This is a genomic window from Streptomyces sp. NPDC026394, assembly GCF_055567735.1.
Window position 1 is genome coordinate 215,784 of record NZ_JBVHPX010000013.1, and the last position, 17,412, is coordinate 233,195.

At 73.5% G+C, this 17,412-nt stretch carries 20 protein-coding genes; 16 read left to right on the forward strand and 4 right to left on the reverse strand.

What is annotated here, in order from left to right:
• Positions 1-40: 40 nt before the first annotated feature.
• The 7 genes from ACZ4QV_RS27655 (at position 41) to ygfZ (ending at position 6,186) form a co-directional block, all read left to right on the forward strand.
• Positions 41-541: a hypothetical protein gene (locus ACZ4QV_RS27655; protein WP_361585267.1), complete on the forward strand. Its 501-nt coding sequence runs from the start codon at positions 41-43 to the stop codon at positions 539-541.
• Positions 542-827: 286 nt separating this feature from the next.
• The gene (locus ACZ4QV_RS27660) at positions 828-1,391 is read left to right on the forward strand and encodes a heme-binding beta-barrel domain-containing protein (protein ID WP_030592261.1); all 564 of its coding nucleotides are present in this window, start codon (positions 828-830) and stop codon (positions 1,389-1,391) included.
• Between the two features lie 315 nt (positions 1,392-1,706).
• A complete protein-coding gene (locus ACZ4QV_RS27665; RefSeq protein WP_361585352.1) occupies positions 1,707-2,738 on the forward strand; it encodes a FecCD family ABC transporter permease in 1,032 nt (343 codons plus the stop codon).
• Positions 2,739-2,823: 85 nt separating this feature from the next.
• Positions 2,824-3,618 (forward strand): ABC transporter ATP-binding protein, encoded by a 795-nt coding sequence (locus ACZ4QV_RS27670; RefSeq protein WP_361158929.1) that lies wholly within the window; start codon positions 2,824-2,826, stop codon positions 3,616-3,618.
• Positions 3,619-3,626: 8 nt separating this feature from the next.
• Positions 3,627-4,679 carry an ABC transporter substrate-binding protein gene (locus ACZ4QV_RS27675; protein ID WP_361158931.1) on the forward strand — a complete coding sequence of 351 codons (1,053 nt, stop codon included), beginning with the start codon at positions 3,627-3,629 and terminating at the stop codon, positions 4,677-4,679.
• Positions 4,680-4,700: 21 nt separating this feature from the next.
• Complete coding sequence (locus ACZ4QV_RS27680; RefSeq protein WP_361158934.1) at positions 4,701-5,186, forward strand: Fur family transcriptional regulator; 486 nt, start codon at positions 4,701-4,703, stop codon at positions 5,184-5,186.
• 19 nt (positions 5,187-5,205) lie between these two features.
• Positions 5,206-6,186 carry a CAF17-like 4Fe-4S cluster assembly/insertion protein YgfZ gene (gene ygfZ / locus ACZ4QV_RS27685; RefSeq protein ID WP_361158937.1) on the forward strand — a complete coding sequence of 327 codons (981 nt, stop codon included), beginning with the start codon at positions 5,206-5,208 and terminating at the stop codon, positions 6,184-6,186.
• 37 nt (positions 6,187-6,223) lie between these two features.
• On the opposite strand, the gene dtd is transcribed toward ygfZ, so the two are convergent.
• Positions 6,224-6,649, reverse strand: a complete 426-nt coding sequence (gene dtd, locus ACZ4QV_RS27690) for a D-aminoacyl-tRNA deacylase (protein WP_361158940.1) — start codon at positions 6,647-6,649, stop codon at positions 6,224-6,226.
• Between the two features lie 183 nt (positions 6,650-6,832).
• Between dtd and ACZ4QV_RS27695 the strand changes: the two genes are divergently transcribed.
• The 5 genes from ACZ4QV_RS27695 to ACZ4QV_RS27715 all read left to right on the forward strand — a co-directional run bounded on the left by ACZ4QV_RS27695 (position 6,833) and on the right by ACZ4QV_RS27715 (position 11,257).
• On the forward strand, positions 6,833-7,501 hold the full coding sequence (locus ACZ4QV_RS27695) for an RsiG family protein (protein WP_361158943.1): 669 nt from the start codon (positions 6,833-6,835) through the stop codon (positions 7,499-7,501).
• A gap of 57 nt (positions 7,502-7,558) precedes the next feature.
• The gene (locus ACZ4QV_RS27700) at positions 7,559-8,539 is read left to right on the forward strand and encodes an asparaginase (protein ID WP_361158946.1); all 981 of its coding nucleotides are present in this window, start codon (positions 7,559-7,561) and stop codon (positions 8,537-8,539) included.
• Between the two features lie 141 nt (positions 8,540-8,680).
• A complete protein-coding gene (locus ACZ4QV_RS27705; RefSeq protein ID WP_361158948.1) occupies positions 8,681-9,922 on the forward strand; it encodes a GNAT family N-acetyltransferase in 1,242 nt (413 codons plus the stop codon).
• A 133-nt stretch (positions 9,923-10,055) separates the two neighbouring features.
• Positions 10,056-10,487 (forward strand): ankyrin repeat domain-containing protein, encoded by a 432-nt coding sequence (locus tag ACZ4QV_RS27710; protein ID WP_361158950.1) that lies wholly within the window; start codon positions 10,056-10,058, stop codon positions 10,485-10,487.
• 203 nt (positions 10,488-10,690) lie between these two features.
• Complete coding sequence (locus tag ACZ4QV_RS27715; RefSeq protein WP_361158953.1) at positions 10,691-11,257, forward strand: NADPH-dependent FMN reductase; 567 nt, start codon at positions 10,691-10,693, stop codon at positions 11,255-11,257.
• A gap of 143 nt (positions 11,258-11,400) precedes the next feature.
• Here ACZ4QV_RS27715 and ACZ4QV_RS27720 read toward each other — a convergent pair whose 3' ends face one another.
• The gene (locus ACZ4QV_RS27720; RefSeq protein WP_361585276.1) at positions 11,401-11,604 is read right to left on the reverse strand and encodes a hypothetical protein; all 204 of its coding nucleotides are present in this window, start codon (positions 11,602-11,604) and stop codon (positions 11,401-11,403) included.
• Positions 11,605-11,692: 88 nt separating this feature from the next.
• Complete coding sequence (locus tag ACZ4QV_RS27725) at positions 11,693-13,078, reverse strand: carotenoid oxygenase family protein (RefSeq protein WP_361585279.1); 1,386 nt, start codon at positions 13,076-13,078, stop codon at positions 11,693-11,695.
• Between the two features lie 342 nt (positions 13,079-13,420).
• Here ACZ4QV_RS27725 and ACZ4QV_RS27730 point away from each other — a divergent pair, with 342 nt between their 5' ends.
• Positions 13,421-14,299 (forward strand): putative protein N(5)-glutamine methyltransferase, encoded by an 879-nt coding sequence (locus tag ACZ4QV_RS27730; protein WP_361158961.1) that lies wholly within the window; start codon positions 13,421-13,423, stop codon positions 14,297-14,299.
• Positions 14,300-14,335: 36 nt separating this feature from the next.
• On the opposite strand, the gene ACZ4QV_RS27735 is transcribed toward ACZ4QV_RS27730, so the two are convergent.
• The gene (locus ACZ4QV_RS27735; RefSeq protein ID WP_467763550.1) at positions 14,336-14,767 is read right to left on the reverse strand and encodes a DUF5710 domain-containing protein; all 432 of its coding nucleotides are present in this window, start codon (positions 14,765-14,767) and stop codon (positions 14,336-14,338) included.
• A gap of 173 nt (positions 14,768-14,940) precedes the next feature.
• Here ACZ4QV_RS27735 and ACZ4QV_RS27740 point away from each other — a divergent pair, with 173 nt between their 5' ends.
• From ACZ4QV_RS27740 to ACZ4QV_RS27750, 3 genes are all read left to right on the forward strand, one after another.
• Positions 14,941-15,849, forward strand: a complete 909-nt coding sequence (locus ACZ4QV_RS27740; protein ID WP_361585283.1) for an RNA polymerase sigma-70 factor — start codon at positions 14,941-14,943, stop codon at positions 15,847-15,849.
• Positions 15,837-16,292: an SRPBCC family protein gene (locus ACZ4QV_RS27745; RefSeq protein ID WP_361158968.1), complete on the forward strand. Its 456-nt coding sequence runs from the start codon at positions 15,837-15,839 to the stop codon at positions 16,290-16,292. The genes ACZ4QV_RS27740 and ACZ4QV_RS27745 overlap by 13 nt, the downstream gene beginning before the upstream one ends.
• A gap of 82 nt (positions 16,293-16,374) precedes the next feature.
• Positions 16,375-17,328: a phosphotransferase family protein gene (locus ACZ4QV_RS27750; protein WP_361585286.1), complete on the forward strand. Its 954-nt coding sequence runs from the start codon at positions 16,375-16,377 to the stop codon at positions 17,326-17,328.
• Positions 17,329-17,412 lie beyond the last annotated feature (84 nt).

The following is a 17,412-nucleotide window of genomic DNA, read 5'->3' on the forward strand; positions in this document are numbered from 1 at the left end:
CCTCGGCGGTCTGCGCCTGACCGCTCCCGAGGGTGCCGCGGTGGACCTCGACAAGACCGGCGGGAAGGACGCGCCGGACACCGCCGCCTTCACGGCGGAGTACGAGGCTCCCTCCGGCGACCTGCTGCGACGGCACCTGGCCGACTACGCCCCGCGCCGTACCGCCTCCCGCGGCTGGACCATGCCGGACGGCACCCGGGCCCGGGTCCACCTGGTCCAGTTCGAGAGCGCGGCGGTGGCCCAGTACTTCCGCCTGACGGTGCTGAACGACTGGAAGGGCACGGTCGTCAACCTGCGGGACGCGCGGACCGTCGTACGGGACGACGGTTACGAGTCGGCCGTGCAGGCGCGGCCGGGCGACGTCCTCGACTCCGCTGTGGAGGTGTACCGGCAGACCGGCTCCGGAGGCGCCCGCTCCGTGCGGTACGCCTACCTGTTCGCCGGCGACACCGTCGCCCTCGTCGTCCACTCCCGCCCCGGCGGCACCGTACCGACGGCCTTCTACCAGACCGTCGCCCTCCAGCAGCAGCTCCTGAGCTGAACCGGCGGCGCCGGGTGTCCCGGGTGCGTCAGGCGCCCGGGGCTCCCGGCGGGACCGACCTCACAGCGCCACCACCGAGCACGCCGATTAGACTCGCTTCCGGTCCGTAACACCTCACTCCGTCCGAGGAGCGCGCTCGTGCTTGAGGCAGTCTTCACCACCCTGCTCGTCCTGGTCGCCGTCGGCGTCGTCGCCTTCGCCGGGCTGACCTGGAAGAAGCTGTACCAGGGCCAGCGCTGAGAACCCCGAACACACCAGACTTCCCCGACACAGATCGCCTGAGCTGATGATCGAGATCCCGTCCGACCTGAACCCGGCCCTCGTGCCCCTCGCCTTCCTGCTCGGCAACTGGGAGGGTGCCGGCGTCGCCGACTTCCCCGGTTCCGAGAAGTGCAACTTCGGCCAGGAGGTCACCTTCACGCACGACGGCCGTGACTTCCTCGAATACACCTCGCACAGCTGGGTGCTCGACGGCGAGGGCAAGAAGGTCGCTCCGCTGGAGACCGAGTCCGGCTACTGGCGCATCGACAAGGACCGCAAGGTCGAGATCGTGATGATCCGCGACGGCGGCGTCGCGGAGGTCTGGTACGGCGAGCTGGCCGACCAGAAGCCGCAGATCGACCTGGCCACCGACGCCGTGGCGCGGACCGCGGCCTCCGGCCCGTACAGCGGCGGCAAGCGCCTGTACGGGTACGTGAACAGCGACCTGATGTGGGTCGGCGAGAAGGCCACCCCCGAGGTGCCGCTGCGTCCGTACATGTCGGCGCACCTGAAGAAGGTCGTCGACCCGCGCGAGTGGGCCAAGGACATCAAGGACCTGCCGGACGACGGCATCGCCTTCTTCAAGTAGACAAGCAGACCTCCACAGGTCGCAGAGCGCCCCGGCGGGGGAAGTCCGGTGAGAGTCCGGCGCTGACCCGCAACGGTGTGCGGAACCGCGTGTTCCGCCAGCCCGATCACCCGCGGGGGCGCCGGTTCCTGATCAACTCGCCGTGGACTGCGAGGGGACATCGCCGCGGGCCTCGCGCCACGCGCCGTCACCCCGGACCGTACGGACGCGGCCCGAGCCGAAGGCGTACGCCCCTTGGCCGCCCCAGCCCGTACCGCCGCCTCCGCCTCCGCACCCGTCGGGCCCGACGGTGACCGGCCCCGTACCGGCTCGCCGCTGCCCACCGTGCCGCTGGCCGCCGGGCTCGCCGTCGTGCTGCTCGCGTCCCTGGTGTGCGGCGTCGGCCTCGGCGCCTCCGGTGTCGGGTGGGGCGAGGTGCTGCGCCACCTCGGCGCCGGGCTGAGCGGCGGGACCATCACCTCCGACGAGGTCTCCGCCTACACCATCGTGTGGGAGCTGCGCTTCCCGCGCACGCTGCTGGCCGCCGTCGTCGGCGCCGGGCTGTCCGCCATCGGCGTGGCCGTCCAGGCCCTGGTGCGCAACGCCCTCGCCGACCCCTTCGTGCTCGGCATCTCCTCCGGCGCCGCGGTCGGCGCCAACGCCGTCCTGCTCTTCGGCTCGCTCGGCGCGCTCGGCGTCTGGGCCCTGTCCACCGCCGCCTTCGGCTCGGCGCTGCTGGCCATGGTGCTGGTCTACGCGGCGGCCCGCAGCGCGCACGGCCTGACCCCGTTGCGCCTGGTCCTGACCGGCTCCGCCATGTACTACGGCTTCTCCGCCCTCTCCACCCTGATGGTCTTCGCCGCCGACCGGGGCGAGGCGGCGCGGTCCGCCATGATGTGGCTGCTCGGCAGCCTCAGCGGGGCGGGCTGGGGCTCGCTGCCGGTCGCCGCGGTGGCGGTGGCCGGGGCGCTGCTGTACCTGATGCTCTCCGCGGGCCGGCTGAACGCGCTGGCCATGGGCGACGAGTCGGCCGCCGCGCTCGGCGTGGACCCCGGGCGGCTGCGCCGGGAGCTGTTCGCGGTCACCGCGGCCGTCACCGGCGCGGTGGTCGCGGTCAGCGGGGCGATCGGCTTCGTGGGGCTGATGGTGCCGCACGTGACGCGGATGCTGGTGGGCGCCGGGCACCGCCGGGTGCTGGCGGTGGCGCCGCTGCTGGGCGCGGTGCTGATGGTGTGGGTGGACATCCTGTCCCGGGTGCTGCTGGCGCCCGTCGAGCTGCCGGTCGGAGTGATCACCGCGGTGCTCGGGGTGCCGGCCTTCGTGCTGCTGATGCGGCGGCGCGGCTACACATTCGGAGGCGGGGCCTGATGCGGGTCCTGATGCAGTGCCCGGTGCGGGGCCCCATGCGGTGTCCGATGCGGGGCCACGGCGGTACGTACGGAGGCGGTGCCTGATGCGGATCGACATCGACGCGGTGTCCGTGGACGTGGCCGGCGCGCGGCTCGTGCACGACATCACCCTGCACGCGGACAGCGGCCGGGTCGTCGGGCTGGTCGGACCCAACGGCAGCGGCAAGTCCACCCTGCTGCGCTGCGCCTACCGCGCGCTGCGCCCGGCCGCCGGGACGGTACGGCTGGACGGCACCGACCTGCACGCCATGGGCGTACGCGAAGGGGCCCGTCACCTGGCCGCGCTGCCCCAGGAGTCGGCGACCGAGTTCGGGTTCACGGCCGCCGAGGTCGTCGCGATGGGGCGGCTGCCGCACCAGCGCGGGTCGGGGCGGCCGAGCGCCGCCGACCTGCGGGTGTGCGAGGACGCGCTGGACCGTACCGGCGCCGCCCACCTCGCCGGGCGGGCCTTCCTGAGCCTGTCCGGCGGCGAGAAGCAGCGGGTGCTGATCGCCCGCGCGCTGGCCCAGGAGCCGCGGGTGCTGGTGCTGGACGAGCCGACGAACCACCTCGACATCGCGCAGCAGCTCGAGCTGCTGGCGCTGGTCCGGGACAGCGGGCTGACGGTGCTGACCGCGCTGCACGACCTGAACCTGGCGGCCGTGCACTGCGACGAGCTGTACGTCATCTCCGGCGGGCGCATCGTCGCCTCCGGCGCGCCGCACGACGTGCTGGGCCCGGAGCTGCTGGCCGAGGTGTTCGGGGTGCGCGCGCACCGCGTACCGCATCCGGAGACCGGCGTCGTCCAACTGCTGTTCGACCGCCTGCCCGCCCGTACCGACGCACCGACCACCTCATGAGGCCCCCCATGCGTACCCGCCACCGCTCCGCCGCCCTGCTCACCGCCCTCACGCTCGCCGTGCTCACCGGCTGCGGCGCGCACGTCGCCGAGGACGGGAAGAAGGGCGCCGCCCAGGCGTCCGGGCCGGGCGGCGGGTCCGGCCACTACCCGGTCACGATCGAGAACTGCGGGACGCGGACCACGTACGACAAGGCGCCGCGGCGGGTGGTCACCAACGACGTCGGGATCGCCGACATCATGTTCGCGCTCGGCCTGGAGGACCACATGGCCGGCTACGTCATGCCGGAGTACCGGGGCAGGATCGACGCCGTCGCCTGGAAGGACGCGTACGGCAAGGTGCCGTGGCTCTCCAAGAAGACGATCACCAAGGAGATCGCCCTGGACGCCAAGGCCGACCTGGTCTTCGCGGGCTGGAACTACGGCTTCGGCGAGGACAGCGACGTCACCCCGGCCTCCCTGAAGAAGCTCGGCATCGGCAGCTACGTCCTGACCGAGTCGTGCCGCAACGGATCCGACGGCGGCCAGGGCAGCGCACGCGGCGTGATGCCGCCGCTGGACGCGCTCTACACCGACCTGAAGACCCTCGGGAAGATCTTCGACGTCGAGGACCGGGCGGACGCGCTGATCGCCACGTACCGCAAGCAGATCGCCGACGCGCAGGCCAAGGCCCCCAAGGACGGCGCACGGCCCACCGTCTTCCTCTACGACGGCGGCCAGGACAAGCCGATGACCTCCGGCCGCTTCGCCGGGCCGCACGACATCATCACCAAGGCCGGCGGCGACCACGTCATGAAGGACCTCAACGACTCCTGGACCACGGTCGGCTGGGAATCGGTGGTCGAACGCGACCCCGACGTGATCGTCATCAACGACTACGGCACGCCGACCGCCGAACAGAAGAAGGCGTTCCTGAAGTCGTACGGGCCGCTGAAGAACGTCTCGGCGATCAAGAACGACCGCATCTTCGTACTGGACTACGCCGACCTGGTGGAGAGCCCGCGCAACCCGGCAGCCGTCGCCGCGCTCTCCGGTTACCTGCGGAACGTAGGCGGCCACTGAACGTCCTCCTACACTGTCGGTGTGGTGAGCAGCGACTGGCAGAGCGACCTCCGCAAGCGCGGGTACCGGCTGACCCCGCAGCGGCAGCTCGTGCTGGAGGCGGTGGACAAGCTGGAACACGCCACCCCCGACGCCATCCTCACCGAGGTGCGCCGGACGGCGGGCGGCGTGAACATCTCCACCGTCTACCGGACACTGGAGCTGCTGGAGGAGCTGAAGCTGGTCAGCCATGCCCACCTCGGGCACGGCGCGCCCACGTACCACCTCGCGTCCCGGCACCACCACATCCACCTGGTGTGCCGGGACTGCTCGGAAGTGATCGAAGCCGATCTGTCGGTGGCCGCACCGTTCACGGCGACGCTGCGGGAGACGTTCGGCTTCGACACGGACCTGAAGCACTTCGCGATCTTCGGGCGCTGCGCGGCGTGCACCGGCACCGGCACCGGCGCGGCGCGGACACCGGACGGCGGGCCGCCCGCCGAGGGCGGGTCGGGGCCTGTCGCGTAGCCGGTCGTACGCTTGGGGTATGCCGCGCCCACGTGAAGCCAGTCCGCTGCTGTCGCTGCCCGGTGCCGTCCCGGCCGAGGCCCCCGACGAAGGGGTCGCCGCACACTACGGCGACCTGTTCCGCGAACAACGCACCCTCGCGGACGGCCACGGCCTCGTCGACCTCTCGCACCGCGGCGTGGTCACCGTCAGCGGCCCCGAGCGGCTGAGCTGGCTGCACCTGCTGCTGACCCAGCACGTCACCGACCTCGCCCCCGGCCATGCCACCGAGGCCCTGATCCTCTCCGCCAACGGCCACATCGAGCACGCCCTCTACCTCGTCGACGACGGGGAGACGACCTGGCTGCACACCGAGCCGGGCGACGAGGAGGCGCTCATCGCCTACCTGGAGAGCATGAAGTTCTTCTACCGCGTCGAGGTCGCCGACCGTACGGACGACTACGCGGTCGTCCACCTGCCGGCCGGTTCCATCGCCGAGGCGCCGAAGGACGCCGTCGTCCGGGAGACCCCGCACGGCCGGGACCTGTTCCTGCCCCGCGCGGACCTGGCGGCCTTCGCCACGGCCAACGGCCCCGCCGTCGGCACGCTGGCCCTGGAGGCGCTGCGCGTCGAGGCGCACCGGCCACGCCTGGGCCGGGAGACCGACCACCGCACCATCCCGCACGAGCTGGGCTGGATCGGCACCGCCGTGCACCTCCAGAAGGGCTGCTACCGCGGCCAGGAGACGGTGGCCCGCGTCCACAACCTGGGGAAGCCGCCGCGCCGCCTGGTCTTCCTCCACCTGGACGGCAGCGAGGTGCACCTGCCGCCGCACGGCGCGCCCGTACGCCTCGCCGCCGACGGTGCCGACGGGCGCCAGCTCGGCTTCGTCACCACCTCGGCCCGCCACCACGAGCTGGGCCCCATCGCGCTGGCCCTGGTCAAGCGCAACGTGCCCGTCGACGCGCCGCTGCTCGTGGAGAGCACCGCGGCGGCGCAGGAGGTCGTGGTCGAGCCGTAGGGCAGCCGGGAGGGAGCCGCGGCGGTCGAGCCGCGGCTCAGACCTCCAGGAGCACCGTGAACGGGCCGTCGTTCGTCAGCGAGACCTTCATGTCCGCGCCGAAGCGGCCCGTCGCGACCTCCGCGCCCAGCGCGCGGAGCCGCGTGACGACCTCGTCGACGAGGGGTTCGGCCACCGGGCCGGGGGCCGCCGCGTTCCAGGTGGGCCGACGGCCCTTGCGGGCGTCACCGTAGAGAGTGAACTGACTGATCACCAACAGGCCCGCACCCGTGTCCGAGCAGGACTTCTCGCCGTCCAGAATGCGCACCGACCACAGCTTGCGGGCGAGCTGCGCCGCCTTCTCCGGGGTGTCGTCGTGCGTCACTCCGACCAGCACGCACAGCCCTTCCCCGACGATCTCCCCGACCGTCCCGCCGTCCACCTCGACGCGTGCGCCATCGACCCTCTGCACCACAGCTCGCATACCGCCCATGATGCACGGCACGCCCGGGCCTCCGACAGCCGTACCCTCCCGGGGCCGTTCGGGTGCCATGGCCATGGCTGGCCCTGCGGACGGCCCGCCCGCAGTGGCACGATGCGTGCACGCGGTGCGTCGCGCGGACAACGTGCCCGCACGGCCGCACCGGACGAGGGGACGGAACGACTCATGAGCACTGCCGGTCCCGGGCACACCCCCGGACCCGTACCGATCGCCCGTACGGCGCCGACGGCGGCCCGTACGACCCCGCCGGCCCCGGCACCCGCCGGGCCCGCCCGCACGGAGGACGGCCCCATGTTCCAGGCAGGCACGGCGCCGCACCGGCCACCGCTGCAACGCGACCGCTTCCGCCCGGTCCCGCGGCCCGACCTGCACCGGCTGGGCCTGCCCGACCTGCGCGTCCTGCGGCGCGAGGCGCAGCAGGAGGAGGCCGACCTGAGCTATGTGCGGCGGCTGCTGCAGGGCCGGATCGACATCCTGCGGGCCGAGAGCACCCGCCGTACGGCCCCGCACTCGCCCCTGCTGGACCGGCTGCCGGAGATCCTGACGGACGGGCCGTCCCAGCACCGCTCCTCGGCCCGCCATGTGACGCTCGGGATGCCGCACAGCGAGGAGTACCGCCAGCTCGCGGAGCAGATGCTCGGCGAGGTGGAGCTGTCCGACCTCACGGCCCGCACGGACCAGGAGCTGCACGACGCGATGGGCCGCCTGGTCCGCTACGAGCAGCAGGTCTCCCGGCGGCGCCAGGCGTTGCAGCGCACCGCGGACGATTGCAGTGCCGAGATCGCCCGCAGGTACCGTGAAGGTGAAGCACAAGTAGACGACCTGCTCTCCTGACCCGGCGGCCGCACCGTTCCGGGGGGGGATCGCGGGTCACTCCCCGGAAGGCCCCCGATGAGCTCCTCCACCGTTACCGAAGGGCCCGCCCTGCCCGGTATGTCCCCTGTCCTCGCCGAGGTCGTGCGTTCCGGCTTCGTCGAGGGCCGGCACCGCGGCTCCCTGGTGGTCCTGGCGGCGGACGGCAGTGTGGAGACCGCGCTCGGCGACATCACCTCCCCGGTCTTCCCGCGCTCCGCCAACAAGCCGATGCAGGCCGCCGCCATCCTGCGGGCGGGCCTGGACCTGTCGGGCGAACGGCTGGCGCTGGCCGCCGCCAGCCACTCCGGCGAAAGCTTTCACCTCGACCTCGTGCAGAAGATGCTCAGCGAGCACGGCCTGGCCCCCGAGCTGGTGCAGACCCCGCCCGACCTGCCGCTGGACCCGGTGGAGGCGGAGACGTACCTGGCGTCCGGGCGGGTGCGCGAGCCGCTGACCATGAACTGCTCCGGCAAGCACACCGCCATGCTGGCCGCCTGCGCCGCCAACGGCTGGCCGCTGGACTCCTACCTCCACCCCGACCACCCGCTCCAGCAACTGGCCCTGGAGACGGTGCGCTCCGCCAGCGGCGAGCGCGTCGAGCACATCGGTACGGACGGCTGCGGCGCGCCGCTGATGGCGATATCGCTGACCGGCCTGGCCCGCTCGTTCCGGCACTTCGTGCTGGCCGACGCCGGTACGCCGGAGCGACGGGTGGCCGACGCGATGCGCGCCCACCCGGAGTACGTGGCGGGCACCCGCCGCCCCGACACCTGGCTGATGCAGGCGCTGCCCGGCGTGCTGTCCAAGATGGGTGCGGAGGCCGTGCAGGCGGTGGCGCTGCCGGACGGGCGAGCGCTGGCGTTCAAGGTAGACGACGGCGCCGGCCGCACGCTCGGCCCGGTGCTCGCCCGGGTGCTGCGCCTGATGGGCGTCGAGTCGCCGGTGCTGGAGCGCATCGAGGAGGTGCCGCTGCTGGGCGGCGCCGAGCGGGTCGGGGAGATACGCGCGGCGTTCTGAGGGGGCGGTGCCGGGCCTTCGAGGGGTGCGGCGCCGGGCTTTTTGGGGCCCGCTTCCGGGGGCGGCGCCCGCCTTCCGGGCGCCCGGCCCGCCCGCGAAAATGCCGCGACGGCGGTACAGCACCGTGGCTACCGTACGGGCATGAGCATCGAGCTGCGCAAGGTCGGCGACGCGGACATCCCCGGTTGGATGCGAGCCGTGACCGTGGGCTTCCTGCGGCCGCCCGAGGTGTCCAAGGAAGAAATCGAGTTCCGCCGCGGCAACTACGTCCCGGACCGCACCCAGGGCGCGTACGAAGACGGCCGCTGGGTCGCCACGTTCCGCAGCTTCCCGCAGGAGCTGACCGTGCCCGGCGGCGCTCGCGTGTCCGCCGACGCCGTCACGTCCGTGACGGTCTCGCCCACCCACCGGCGGCGCGGGCTGCTCACCCGGATGATGACCGACGACCTGCGGGCCGCCAAGGAGCGCGGGGACGCCCTCGCCACACTCATCGCCGCGGAGTACCCGATATACGGGCGGTACGGCTTCGGTCCCACCGCCTGGGCCACCGAGTGGCACATCGACGTGGCACGGGCCGCGCTGGACCCGCGGCACGCGGGCCCGGACGACGGCGGCCGGGTCGACTTCGCCGACGCCGCCGAGGTCCGGGAGATCGGCCCCGCGCTGCACGAACGGTTCCGCGCCGGGCAGCCCGGCGCGGTCGACCTGCCCGCCGTCTGGTGGCAGGTCCAGACGGGCGTCGTCCCGCTGCCGCACGTCCCCGCGAGCCGGCGCTTCCACGCCGTCCACCGGTCCGCGTCCGGCGAGGTCGAGGGCCTGGTCACGTACCGGACGACCGACGTGTGGGAACACCAGATGCCGCAGAACACCCTCACCGTCGACCGCCTGACCGCGACCACCCCGGCCGCCGAGCGGGCCCTGTGGCTGTTCCTGTGCTCGATCGACTGGGTCCTGCACGTCAGGACCGGCCTCCGCCCGCCCGACGACCTGCTGCCGCACCGCCTCGGCGACCCGCGCGCGGCGCGCACGGTGCGGCACTCCGACTACCTGTGGACCCGGCCGCTGGACATTCCCCGGCTGCTGGAGGCGCGTACGTACCCGGTGGCCGGCTCCCTCGTCCTGGAGGTCAGGGACGCAGCGGAACTGGCCGACGGACGCTACCTCCTGGAGGCCGGACCGGACGGCGCCACCTGTACGCGTACGGACCGCGCCGCGGACCTCACCCTGGACGTGGGCGCCTTCGCGTCGCTCTACCTGGGCGACGAGTCCGCGGTACGGCTGGCCGCGCTGGGCCGCGTCGACGAGGAGCGGCCGGGCGCCCTGACGACCGCCGGCCTCCTGCTGCGCACGGCACGCCGGCCGTGGTGCCCGGACGAGTTCTGAGGTACCCGGGCAGAGCCCCGGCGCGCGCCGGGGCCGCCCGGCAGGTGTGCTGAATAGGGTGGCGGGGACAAGTAAAGGCCCAGGCGGGAGTTGCAGGACACCGCCGCACCACCCGAGCAGGAGGCCGGCGACCATGAGTGACGCGAACACGGAGCCGCAGAGTCCCGACACGACCGAGCACGCGCACGACCCCGAGGTGCTGCAGCTCGCGGGCAAGGTCTTCGATCTGGCACGGCACGGTGACACCGGCACCCTCGCCGCGTACGTGGACGCCGGCGTGCCCGCCAACCTCACCAACGACAAGGGCGACACCCTGGTGATGCTCGCCGCCTACCACGGCCACGCCGACGCGGTGGCGGCCCTGCTGGAGCGCGGCGCCGACCCGGACCGCGCCAACGACCGGGGCCAGACGCCGCTGGCCGGCGCCGTCTTCAAGGGCGAGGACGCGATCGTCCGCCTCCTGGTGGCGCACGGCGCCGACCCGGCCGCGGGCACGCCGTCGGCGGTGGAGACGGCCCGGATGTTCCAGAAGACGGACCTGCTCACGCTCTTCGGGGCGGAGTGACGCGGGTGGAGTGACGCGGGGCGGCCGGTGCGCGGACGGCCGCCGGGAGGGCCGGGGCCGCCGGGAGGACCGGGGCGGCCGCCGGGCGCGATGGCGCGGGTGAGCCCAGGGCCAGGCATTGACATCAACTTTGGTTGAGGTTTTAGCGTCTGGTCCCGGAGCCGACCACCGGCTCCGCTCCACCGCCTTCAGGAGGACCCGCCATGCCCGAGCGCCCCTTCACCCTCGCCGTCATCGTCGCCAGCACCCGCGAGGGCCGGTTCGCACCCGTCGTCGCGAACTGGTTCACCGCACACGCCGGCCGCCGCGACGACGTCGTCGTCGACGTGCTCGACCTCGCCGACATCGGCCCGTACGAACTGCGGTACGGCAGCGAGGAGATGGCGTCCTACGCCAAGCGCGTCGGCGCCGCGGACGCCTTCGTCGTCATCACCCCCGAGTACAACCACTCCTTCCCCGCCCCGCTCAAGCACGCCGTGGACCTGCTGCACCAGGAGTGGCAGGCCAAGCCGGTCGGCTTCGTCTCGTACGGCGGCATCTCCGGCGGCCTGCGCGCCGTCGAGCAACTGCGGCTGGTGTTCGCCGAGTTGCACGCGACGACGGTGCGCGAGACGGTCAGCTTCCCGATGGCCGGCAGCCTCTTCGACGACGACGGGACGCTGCGCGAGCCCCTGGACGCCGACCGGGCCGCCACCGTGCTGCTGGACCAACTGGCCTGGTGGGCCCAGGCCCTGCGAGAGGCCCGGGAGGCCCGCCCGTACGGAGGGTGAGAACAGGCGCCCGGCCCCGCCCTTCGCGCCCCGCACACACCCGCACGGGGGTCGGGCACGCGCTTGAGCGCGAAGGCCGGAGGGCTCCCGTCCCCCGTACGGGAGCCCTCCGGCCCGGCGCCCTCACCCCGCCCGGCACTCGCTCACGCTCTCTCCTCCCCGTACCGCTCCCGGGCGGCCGCCAGCGACCGGTCGAAGCCGCGCTGCGTGGCGTCGCACCAGTGCATCAGGTCGGCCAGCACCCGCTGGAGTGTCTCGCTCGGGCTCGCCCGCCAGCCCTGCCCGGAGAGCGTGTACGTCTCCAGCGCCGCCCCCGCGCGCGCCACCCGCTCGTCGTTCCCGGTCATACCGCGCCCCTTTCCGTCGCCGTCGCGACCCAGCGTACCAATGCAACCGCATCGAAAAAACCACGGCAACCTGATTCCGCCCCACCCCTCACTCCCGGTCCGGTATCCACGCCCCGTGGAAACCGACCGGCACCCGCACCGGCAGATGCACCCGCGCGACCGCCTCCCCCGTGAAGTCCCCCGCGTCGAGGATGACGAGGTCCGTGGCATCGCGGTCCGGGTCGAACACGTACGCCATCAGCCAGCCCTCGTCCTCGGCGGTGTCCGGACCGGCGGGCACGAACACGGCCTCCCCCACGCCGCCCTGCGGCGCGAAGCGGCGCACCTCGCTGGTGCCGCGCTCCAGGTCGTACTTCACCAGGCCCGCCCCCACCCGCTCGATTCCCGGGAAGTGCGCCACCCGCACGTCCGCCGCCCCGGACTCCAGCACCGTGTACCCGTACCGGTGCGGCAGCGTGAGCCGCCGGGGGTCCACCCGCGGCAGCTCCACCGGCCGGTCGTCCACCCGCGCACGCCGCACCCGGCCCGCCCGGAGGTCCACCGTCCAGCGCTCCAGCACGGGCGGCGACCCGTCGGGTCCCGTGCGCCCCTTCGCGAACAGCCGGTCGTAGCGCACCAGATGGACGACTATCAGGCCGCTGCCGTCCGCCGTCTCGTACGCGTTCATCGGATGGAAGACGAAGCACGGGTCGATCTCCAGCCACCGCACGTCCGACGCCGTGCCCTCCCGCGGCAGCACACCCAGCCGGGCCGGACGCCCCGGCTCCCACACGTACGGGAAGGAGGGCCCGACGCCCACCCCGCCCGGGTTGAAGACCACCGGCAGGTCGTAGAGCAGCACATGCCGCTCGGTCAGCGAGAAGTCGTGCATCATCGGCCGGCCGTCGACCGGAATGTCCACACGCCGCCGGATCCGGCCGTCCGTCCCCGCGACCAGGTACTGCACGTACGGCCAGGCCCAGCAGTACGCCACACAGTGCAGTTCGTCGGTGTCCGGGTCGACGGTGGTGTGCGCGGCGAGCCCGCCCGGCAGCGTCCCGGCGAAGTCGAAGGGACCCACCGTGTCCAGGTCGCCGTCCAGCTCGTACGGCAGCGCGCCGCCCTCGACCAGCGCGAGGAGGCGTCCGGCGAAGCGCGTGACGTGGGTGTTCGGGGCGAAGTCCATGTCCAGGTGGCGCGGCCCGTGCAGGATCTTCTCGCCCAGCCGCAGCGCCATCGCGTCGGACCGCACCCAGCGGCTGCGGTACCACTCGGCCCGGCCGCCGCGCAGCCGCAGGCCGTGCAGCATCCCGTCACCGCTGAACCAGTGGTACGCCGCCGGGTCGTCCACCCCCAGCGGATTGGGCCCGTTGCGCACGTAGCGCCCGTCCAGCTCCTCCGGGACCCGGCCGGTCACGGCCAGCTCGTACGCGGTGGTCTCCTCCCGTACCGGGGCGAACAGCCCCCGCATGTACGGATTTCCGGCACCCGCCATAGCCGCCCGCCTTCCCGGCCCCGCCCCGTGGTGACCCCCCGGTCACCACCTCCCGCGGTGGCACCCCGCCTCCACACTCCAGCCCCGGCACCGCCACGTCGAGACCGGCGGCAGCGCGACGGGCGCGAAGGGCGCCACGCGCGCCCCGGGCGGCGCACCGCCGCTCCTGCCCCTCTCCCCCGGCTTCGGGTAAGGTGACCAGCCCACACACAGTGGACGACCGAGGAGGTGAGACCCATTACCGCTGTCCAGGCCGGGTGCTCTCACCTCACGGCTGTACGGTCCCTCCGAGGCAGGTGACCGCGAGAGCGCCCTTCGGTACCCCGAAAGGCTCGAACGCGCATGTCACTTCCGCTGCCCGCCACCACCGCCGCCCCGTCCCCCGCCGGACTCGTCACCAGACTCCGCGCGGCCGGCTGCGTCTTCGCCGAGGACGAGGCACGGCTCCTCGTCTCCACGGCCCGCACCCCGTCCGACCTCATCGCCATGACGGCCCGCCGTATCGCCGGATTCCCCCTGGAACAGGTCCTCGGCTGGGCCGAGTTCTGCGGCCTGCGGATCGCCGTCGACCCCGGTGTCTTCGTCCCCCGCCGCCGCACCGAATTCCTCGTCGGCCAGGCCGCCGCGCTCGTCCGGGCCCGGGACACGGCCGGGCCACGGCCCGTCGTCGTCGACCTGTGCTGCGGTACGGGCGCGGTCGGCGCGGCACTGGCCGCGGCCGTGAACGGGCCCGCACCGGGCCCCCCGGGCGCCGCCCCTTCCTCGGCGCCGCCCCGCATCGACCTGCACGCCACCGACATCGAACCCGCCGCCGTACGGTGCGCCCGCCGCAACATCCGCCCCGGCACCGGCCAGGTGTACGAAGGCGACCTGTACGCCCCGCTGCCGCCCGCCCTGCGCGGCCGCGTCGACCTCCTCGTCGTCAACGCCCCCTACGTACCGACCGACGCGATCGGCCTGCTGCCCCCGGAAGCCCGCGACCACGAACCCCGCGTGGCGCTGGACGGCGGCACGGACGGCCTCGACGTACAGCGCCGGGTCGCGGCCGACGCGCTCCGGTGGCTCGCCCCCGGCGGCCATCTGCTGATCGAGACCAGCGAACGCCAGGCACCGCACACCCTCGATGCCTTCCGCCGCGGCGGCCTCGTCACCCGGCTGGCGACCGACGACGACCTGGGCGCGACCGTCGCGATCGGCACCAGCCCGGCCGGGGCGCCGTGACGGTCTGAGGCGCGGACGGCGCAGCCACCGCGGGCCCTACCGCCGCCGCTCCCTCCGGAGCGTCTCCTCGGCGGTACGGGCCCGCTCCCCCGCCCCCGGCGGCGGGGCGAGGGTGATCCCGGCCCGCGTGAGGATGCCCAGGTCCAGCTCCCACGTCACCCGGGACCGCCGCTCCCACACGTCGAACGCGTCCCTGACGTGCTGCCGGGCCGCGCCCCCGGCCATCCCGGTGACCTTGACCAGGTGCGCGAACGCCTGCGCCTCCAGGCCGCGCACCTGCGCGAGCCCGCGGTCCTCACCGGGCAGCAGGTCGGGCACGTCCGGCGCCGCCGCCCAGCGCCGCAGCGCCTCCGTCCCGGCCCGGGGCGCGTACCACCGCTTGGCCGCCGGGTCCCAGCGCGCGCCGCCCTTCTTGGCCTCGTCCTTCTCCACGAACGGCACGTCCAGCCAGAACCGTTCGTCAGCCATCGCGGCCCCCTTCGACCGGTCACCACGTCCGGCGGCATCCTGCCCACGGTGTGAGCCGAACCACACCGCCGGAGTGTCACGCTTCTCCGACGCGACGTGTCTCCATGACACCCGAGGAGAGGAACCGGACGCCATGCCCAGGTGCCAGGACCCGCGCGGAGCGGCGGTGAACCATGCCTGAGGAGACCTGCACGGACGCCTTCACCGAACACCGCTCCCTGCTGTTCACCATCGCCTACGAGATGCTGGGCAGCGCCGCCGACGCCGAGGACGTCCTCCAGGAGAGCTACCTGCGGTGGCGCGCGGTCGATCCGGCCACGGTCGGCCGTCCGCGCGCCTACCTGGTCCGTACGGTGACCCGGCAGGCCCTCAACCACCTGCGCGCGGCCAAGGCGCGGCGCGAGGACTACGTCGGCATGTGGCTGCCCGAGCCGATCCGTACGGCGCCCGGGGTGAGCGAGGACGTGATCCTGGCCGAGTCCGTCTCGATGGCCATGCTGCTCGTCCTGGAGACGCTGAACCCGACCGAGCGCGCGGTGTTCGTGCTGCACGAGGTGTTCGGCTACACCCACGGCGAGATCGCCGCCTCGATCGGCCGGACCGAGGTCTCCGTACGCCAGACCGCCCACCGCGCCCGCCGGCACGTCCACGCGCGGCGCCGGCGCTTCGAACCCCTCTCGGACGCCACCGCGGAGATCGTCCGGCGCTTCCTGGCCGCGGCCGCCACCGGCGAGATCCAGCCGCTGATGGACCTGCTGGCACCCGACGTCGTGGTGATCTCCGACGGCGGTGGGAAGGCGGCCGCCGTCCGCCGCCCGGTCACCGGCCGCACCGAGGTCGCGCGGTTCGTGCTCGGCGTGTACCGCGGCGGCACCGCCACCGCCCGCGTCGAGCCCGCCACGTACAACGGCATGCCCGCGGCGCGGTTCGTGACGGACGACGGCCTCGACTGGCTGGTCGCCTTCGAGGTACGCGACGGACGGATCACCGGTCTCTACGGCGTACGCAACCCGGACAAGCTGCACCACGCCGAAGCGGTGCGCACACTCGACAGAGGAGGACCCCAGCCATGGAAACCATGACCGTGGAGCGCGTCATCGACGCCCCGATCGCGACGGTGTTCGCCTGGCTCACCACGACCACCCACTACACCCGCTCGCCCCTGGTGGTGCGCTGCCGCCTGACCCGGCACGGGGAGGGCGCGCCCTACGGCGTCGGCGCCGTCCGCAGCCACCTCTGGCTGATCGGCTGGTTCCGCGAACGCATCACCCACTACGACCCGCCGTACGCCACCGAGTACGTCGTCGAACGCAGCCTGCCGCCGTCCCGGCACGAACTCGGCCGTATGACGTTCACCGAGGCCCCCGAAGGCGGCACCCACGTCCGCTGGACCACCCGCGCCGAGATCCCCGTCCCCCTCCTCGGCGGCTTCCTCACCCGCCACGTCGCCCGCCCGATCATCACCCGCACCTTCGGCAACATCCTCGCCGCCGCGGACACGGCCCTGTCCGGGGCCCGCCGCTGACCAGCCGCCGGACGCCCACGCGCTGCCGGCGGCACCCGGAAACCACTGGCCCGCACCGCCGCCCGCATGATGACGTGGCACGGTGACCGACCCCGATGAGGCGGCAACGCGCCGACCGAAGACACTGGCTTGGGCGAACCGGCACCTGGAGCCCGGCGAACGGATCGTCGGCACCAGGCGCCTGCACGGCGGCATCACCGCGGAAATGCGGCGGCTGACCATCGCCGCGCGGGACGGCGGCACCCGCGCCCTGGTGCTGCGCACCTTCGTCGGCGTGGAGCAGGCCGAGGACTGGCTGGCCAGGGAATCCGGCGCCCTGACCCAGCTCACCGACACCGACGTCCCGGCCCCTGAACTCGTCGCGGTCGACCCGACCGCCGCGCACTGCGAGTACCCGTCACTCCTCATGACCCACGTGACGGGACGCACGGTCCTCGACAACGACGGACTGGAGACGCGCCTCCCCCAGCTCGCCCGCCAGCTCGTGGCGATCCACGCCCTGCGCCCCGCCGTGCGGCCCCGGGAGTACGTGGCGCTGACGACCGCCGAAACCGTCGTGGTCCCGACAGGCGCCGACGCGACGGCATGGGCGGCCGCGACCGACGTGATCCGCAACCCCCCGCCGTCCTACGAAGGACGCTTCCTGCACCGCGACTTCCAGCCCGGCAACATCCTGTTCGATGCACCCCCCTCAAGCCCGGCGAGCGCCCGGCTCACCGGCGTCGTCGACTGGGCCACCACCTCCTGGGGCCCGGCAGACCTCGATGTGGCGCACTGCTCCGCCGTCCTCGCACTGCTGCACGGCCCGACGTGGGGCCTGCGGTTCACCGAAGCCTACGAGGAGGCCGGTGGCGTACTGGCCGCGACCGCGAGCGAACGGCTGTACTGGCAGGTGCGGGACGCGCTGGCGTCCTCGGAAGAACTGCCGTCCGTGGCCCAGCCCTGGCAGGAGGCCGGCCGGACAGACCTGACAACACGAGCGCTGGAGGAGCGGCTGGATGCCTATGTCACCGCCCTGATGAAAGGGGCGGGGTGAGCGGTGCGGTCCGGGGGCACCCGAGAGGGGGCGGGACACGTGGCAATCGGCTCGGCCACCCCGTCTACGCCACTTTTGCTAGCA